Annotated in this window: 4 protein-coding genes; 1 reads left to right on the forward strand and 3 read right to left on the reverse strand. The window is 69.3% G+C overall.

The features are described 5' to 3' along the window. Positions 1–184 precede the first annotated feature (184 nt). The 3 genes from ACFUVW_RS19435 to ACFUVW_RS19445 form a co-directional block, all read right to left on the reverse strand. Complete coding sequence (locus tag ACFUVW_RS19435) at positions 185–1,855, reverse strand: extracellular solute-binding protein (protein ID WP_430572943.1); 1,671 nt, start codon at positions 1,853–1,855, stop codon at positions 185–187. Positions 1,856–1,934: 79 nt separating this feature from the next. Continuing rightward, positions 1,935–2,843: a carbohydrate ABC transporter permease gene (locus ACFUVW_RS19440; RefSeq protein ID WP_430572944.1), complete on the reverse strand. Its 909-nt coding sequence runs from the start codon at positions 2,841–2,843 to the stop codon at positions 1,935–1,937. A gap of 5 nt (positions 2,844–2,848) precedes the next feature. Next, complete coding sequence (locus tag ACFUVW_RS19445) at positions 2,849–3,844, reverse strand: ABC transporter permease (protein WP_430572945.1); 996 nt, start codon at positions 3,842–3,844, stop codon at positions 2,849–2,851. A 264-nt stretch (positions 3,845–4,108) separates the two neighbouring features. Here ACFUVW_RS19445 and ACFUVW_RS19450 point away from each other — a divergent pair, with 264 nt between their 5' ends. Further along, complete coding sequence (locus ACFUVW_RS19450) at positions 4,109–5,134, forward strand: LacI family DNA-binding transcriptional regulator (RefSeq protein WP_430572946.1); 1,026 nt, start codon at positions 4,109–4,111, stop codon at positions 5,132–5,134. Positions 5,135–5,200 lie beyond the last annotated feature (66 nt).

A 5,200-nucleotide genomic window follows, 5' to 3' on the forward strand; every position in this document is an offset into this window, starting at 1 on the left:
GGAGGTCGCACAGCTGGCGGGGCCCCCGCACGTTCCGCACCCCCATCGCCCGCTGCACCCGGGCGAGGGCGGCCTGGTCGTCCGGGCGCTGGGGGTGGTGGCGGGGGCGGGGCCCCACCCCCCCCCCCCACGCCTCGGAGAGCGTGGCGGCGGGCGCGTCGGGGACGACGACGGTGGTCAGGGCTCAGCCCTCCTGGCGCGCCAGGGCGGTGTTGACGGTCTCGACGAGCTGCGTGGCGCCCAGCCCCTCGATCTCGGCGACGTACGCGTCCCACTCGTCGAGCGAGCGCTGGCCGGTGATGAACGCGGCCGTGGCGGACTGGACGGCGTCCTTGAGCTGGGTGTCGAGCAGCGAGTTCTGCTCGAGCTCCATCTCGTTCAGGCGCGGCGCTGGGGCCACCGGCAGCACCTCCTTGGCGTCGAGCACGGACCGGGTCCACTCCTTGACCTCGTCCGACATCACGGACTCGAGCAGGTCCTGCGTGGACCCGTTGGCCAGGAGGAACACGCCGTTGCTGTAGCCGAAGTCGGTGTTGAGCTTCTTCGGCGCGCCCGCGTTGATCGAGTTCCAGCTGATGTCCTCGTTCAGCGTGCGGGTGCCGTCCGTGCCCTTGGTGTAGGTCTCGCCGTCCACGCCCCACTGCGCGAACTCGATGCCCTCGTCCGAGTAGTACTGCCAGTCGACGTACTGCAGCAGCGCCTTGAAGTACGGCTTCTCCGCCGCCTCGCTGGAGATCATCAGGCCGCTGGAGAGCTGGCTCGCGGCGAGGTTGCTGCCCGCGGGACCGCCCGGGATGGTGAGCAGCCGGGTGGTGATGTCCTTGCCGCCGTCCTCGATCGCGGTGCGGTACGCGGTGATCTCCTGGGTGTTGCTGGAGACCGCCGCGGACCTGCCGGACACGAACTTCTGGCGGGCCTGGTCGTCGGACTGCGTGATCTCCGGGTCCATGACGCCGGCGTCGACCCAGCCGTGCACCGTCTCGAGGAGCTGCTTGTACGCGTCGCTCGTGCCGTTGAAGACGTACTCGCCCGCCTCCTGGTCGTACCAGGTGTTGTTGTAGCCCCACCCGCCCGCGGCGCCGTAGTTCGGCCCCATGACGTTGAGCAGCGCGCCGAGCGTGGTCACGTCGGTCCACCGGTCGGAGAAGGCGTAGTCGAGGCCGGGGTTCGCCTCCTGGACCTTCTTCAGGTCCTCGGTGAACTCGTCCCAGGTGGCCGGGTCCTCGGTGATCCCGGCCTTCTTCCACATGTCGTCGTTGACCATGACGGTGTACTGGACGTCCGGGATCTCCCGCAGGCCGGGCAGGATGTAGTACTTGCCGTCGTCCTGGCGCAGGTTGTCGATCTCGTCCTGCAGCCCCCAGTCCTCGACCTTCTGCGCGAAGTTCGGCATGTACTCGAGGTAGTCCGACACCGGGAGGATCGCGCCGCCGGAGACGAACTGCGTCTCCTGGCCGGGGTAGGTCACCGGCATGAGGTCCGAGGCCTCGCCCGAACCGATGAGCAGGGCCTTCTTCTGGTCCCAGTCGGCCAGCGGCACGTCGGTGCGGGCGAACGTGACGTTCCGGTCCGCCTCGAGGTGCTGGAAGACCGACCAGTCGTCCTGCACCTCGTAGTCCGGGTGGTCGCGGTACATCAGCGAGAACTCCACGGGCTCGGTGGCCTTGAACGACGTGCCCGCCGCGAAGTCCTCCATGGCGCCGACGGAGTGCTCGGCGTCGATGGTGGCGGCCGCGTCCGTGCTCGCGCCGTCGCCGCCGTCGTCGCCTCCCCCGCTGCCGCAGGCCGCCAGGGTCAGGGCCAGGGTCGTCAGCGACGCGGCCGCGACGGCCGCCCGCATCCGGGTGTTCCTCATGTCTTCTCCTCGTGTGACGAGCGTCGTCGCTCTCGAGCGGGATGTGATCCGTGCAGTGCAGAGGTCGCCGGCCGGCCCGTCAGCCCTTGACGGAGCCGAGCATCACGCCGGAGACGAAGTACCTCTGGATGAAGGGGTAGAAGCAGATGATCGGCAGCACGGTGAGCAGCATCGTCACGGACTGGATGTTCGCGCCGATCTGCACCGCGTCCTGCGTCGGGTCGGCCGCCGGCGACGCCGCGGCGATCATGTTCCGCAGGTAGACGGTGACCGGGAACAGCTCCTTCTGGTCCAGGTAGAGGAAGGCGTTGAACCACGAGTTCCACAGGCCGACGGCGTAGAAGAGCGTCATCGTGGCCAGCACCGCCTTGGACAGCGGCAGCACGATCCGGAAGAAGATCCCGTACGTCGTGAGGCCGTCGATCGCGGCCGCCTCCTCGAGGTCGCTCGGGAAGTTCTCGAAGAACGACTTCATGACCAGGAGGTTGAACACCGAGATGGCACCGGGCAGCACGATCGCCCAGAGGGTGTTCCGCATCCCCAGCACGTCGGCGACGAGGATGTAGTTCGGGATCAGGCCGCCGCTGAAGAACATGGTGAAGACCGCGATGCCGATGAAGAACGTGCGGCCCTTGAGGTGCCGGCGGCTCAGCGCGTAGGCGTACGGGGTGGTGAGCGCCATCGAGACGAAGGTGCCGACCACCGTGTAGACGACCGTGTTCTTGTAGTTGGTCCAGAACATCGCGTCGCCCATGACGTACCGGAACGTCTCGATGTTGAACCCCCGCGGCAGGAGGTTGACCTCGCCGGCGGCAATGAAGCCCTCCGACGAGAACGCCTTCGCCACGAGGTTCACGAACGGGTACAGCGTCACGGCGCACACCAGGAGCAGCACGACGACGTTGGCCACCTTGAAGGTGCGGTACCCGGCCGTGTCCTTGACGGTCGTGGCCTCGGTCCGGACGGCGGCGAGGTCGGGGGTGGGCATGCCGGTCACCACAGCGAGGCTCCCACCGTGCGGCGCGAGACGAAGTTCGCGGTGAGGACGAGGGCCAGCCCGATGAGCGCCTCGAAGAGGCCGATCGCCGTGCCGTAGGAGAACTGGGCCGACTGGATGCCCACCCGGTACAGGTACGTCGAGATGACGTCCGCCGTGGAGTAGATCAGCGGGTTCTGCAGCAGCAGGACCTTCTCGAACCCGACCGCCATGAAGGAGCCGATGTTGAGGATGAGCAGCACCATCATCGTGGGGCGGATGCCGGGCAGCGTGATGTGCCAGGTCTGCTGCCAGCGGTTCGCGCCGTCGATGCGGGCCGCCTCGTAGAGCTGGTCGTCGACGGTGGTCAGCGCGGCGAGGTAGAGGATCGTGCCCCACCCGACGGTCTGCCAGACCTCCGAGCTCACGTAGATCGTGCGGAACCAGTCGGGCTGCTGCATGAACGCGATCGCGTCGCCGCCGACCGCCTCCACGACCTGGTTCACCGTGCCGCTCACGGCGGTGAGCTGCAGCACGAGGCCCGCAACGATGACGATCGACATGAAGTGCGGCAGGTACGAGATCGTCTGCACGATCTTCTTGAAGCGTCGCGAGCGCAGCTCGTTGAGCATGAGCGCGAGGACGATCGGCAGCGGGAAGCAGATCACCAGCGTCAGCAGGCCCAGGATCACGGTGTTCCAGAACACCTGCCAGAACTGCTGGTTGTGGATGAACATCTCGAAGTAGTAGAAGCCGACCCACTCGTCGCCCAGCGGGCTGCCGCCGGGCCGGAACCGGCGGAACGCTATGACGTTCCCGATCATCGGCACGTACTTGAAGATCAGGAAGAACAGCACCGGCAGGACGACGAACGAGTACAGCCGCCAGTCCTTGCGCAGCGCCTGGCGCCACGTGGTGCGCGCCCGCCGCCGCGGTTCCTCCCGCGGTGGTGGTGACGACGGTGCGTCGTCGATCGGTGCGACGGTCGTCACCGTCCCTGCGGCCTGCGCCATGGGTCCCCCAGCCGTCACGTCGTCGTGCGGTCCGTCGGCCGCAACCTCGCGCCGACGATCCGAAAGTTTCGTCATTGAAAACGTTCTCCAACTGCGGCCGAGATTAGGGGGCGCCCTCGGGGATGGTCAAGCACCCCACCGATCACGGTCTGGTCACGGCGCCTCGACACGGCACCAGCACCCGCGACGTCGTGTACGGTCGAGCCGAAACTTGCGGGCCATCGCGCGGAACCTCGGCGACCCCGCGTCACGACAGGACGGACGATGAGCACCCCCACCCCGCACGGCCCGACGCCGACGATCGCCGAGATCGCCCGGGAGCTCGGCGTGTCCGTACCCACGGTGTCCAAGGTGCTGAACGGCAGGACCGACGTCGCGCCGGCCACCCGCGACCGCGTGGAGGCCGCGCTGGAGCGGCACCGCTACCGCCGCCGCCGGGCCGCCCCGCCGGTCGGCGCCGGGCTGGTGGACCTCGTCTTCCACCGGGTCGGCTCGGCCTGGTCCACGGAGATCATCCGCGGCGTGGAGGACGCCGCCGCGGCGGCCGGGGTGAGCGTCATCCTGTCCGAGCTGGGCGGGGAGCACCGCCCGCCGTCCACCTGGCTCGAGACGACGCTCTCCCGCCCGCCGCTGGGCGTGCTGCTCGTCGCGGCCAGCCTCAGCGCCTCGCAGCGGCCCCGCCTGACCACGCGCGGCATCCCCTACGTCGTCATCGACACCGACGGCGAGCCGCCGCCCGACGTGCCGACGGTCGGGTCGGACAACTGGAGCGGGGGCCTGGCGGCCACCCGGCACCTGCTCGAGCTGGGGCACCGGCGCATCGCCGCCATCTCCGGGCCCGGCAACATGCTGTGCGCCCGCGCGCGCCTCGACGGCTACCGCACGGCGCTCGAGGAGGCGGGGATCGGCTTCGACCCGGCGCTGGTGCGGTCGGGCAACTTCGAGGTGGAGTCCGGCTACCGCTCCGGCAGCGAGCTGCTCGACCTGCCCGAGCGCCCGACCGCCGTCTTCGCCGGGTCGGACATGCAGGGCATCGGCCTGCTGCGGGCCGCGCAGGAGCGCGGCATCTCCGTGCCGCGCGACCTGTCGGTCGTCGGCTACGACGACCTGCCGCTGGCGACCTGGACCGCCCCCGCGCTGACCACGGTCCGCCAGCCGCTGCTCGAGATGGCGACCACCGCCACCCGGCTGCTGCTCGACCTCGCCCGCGGCGAGACACCCATGGCCCGCCGGGTCAACCTCGCCACCGCGCTCGTCGTGCGGGAGTCCACCGCTCCCCCGCCGACCTGACGCGAGGCCCCCAATGCATCGAGCGTGCTGACTTGCTCCTCAAACCGCCGGTTTGAGGAGCAAGTC

It is taken from the genome of Isoptericola sp. NPDC057391, from assembly GCF_042668085.1.
In the GTDB taxonomy this organism is placed as follows: domain Bacteria; phylum Actinomycetota; class Actinomycetes; order Actinomycetales; family Cellulomonadaceae; genus Isoptericola.

Bases quoted from the DNA above. Each gene is read 5' to 3' on its own strand.
- ACFUVW_RS19435 (WP_430572943.1), bottom strand. From the start codon at position 1,855: ATGAGGAACACCCGGATGCGGGCGGCCGTCGCGGCCGCGTCGCTGACG.
- ACFUVW_RS19440 (WP_430572944.1), bottom strand. From the start codon at position 2,843: ATGCCCACCCCCGACCTCGCCGCCGTCCGGACCGAGGCCACGACCGTC.
- ACFUVW_RS19445 (WP_430572945.1), bottom strand. From the start codon at position 3,844: ATGGCGCAGGCCGCAGGGACGGTGACGACCGTCGCACCGATCGACGAC.
- ACFUVW_RS19450 (WP_430572946.1), top strand. From the start codon at position 4,109: ATGAGCACCCCCACCCCGCACGGCCCGACGCCGACGATCGCCGAGATC.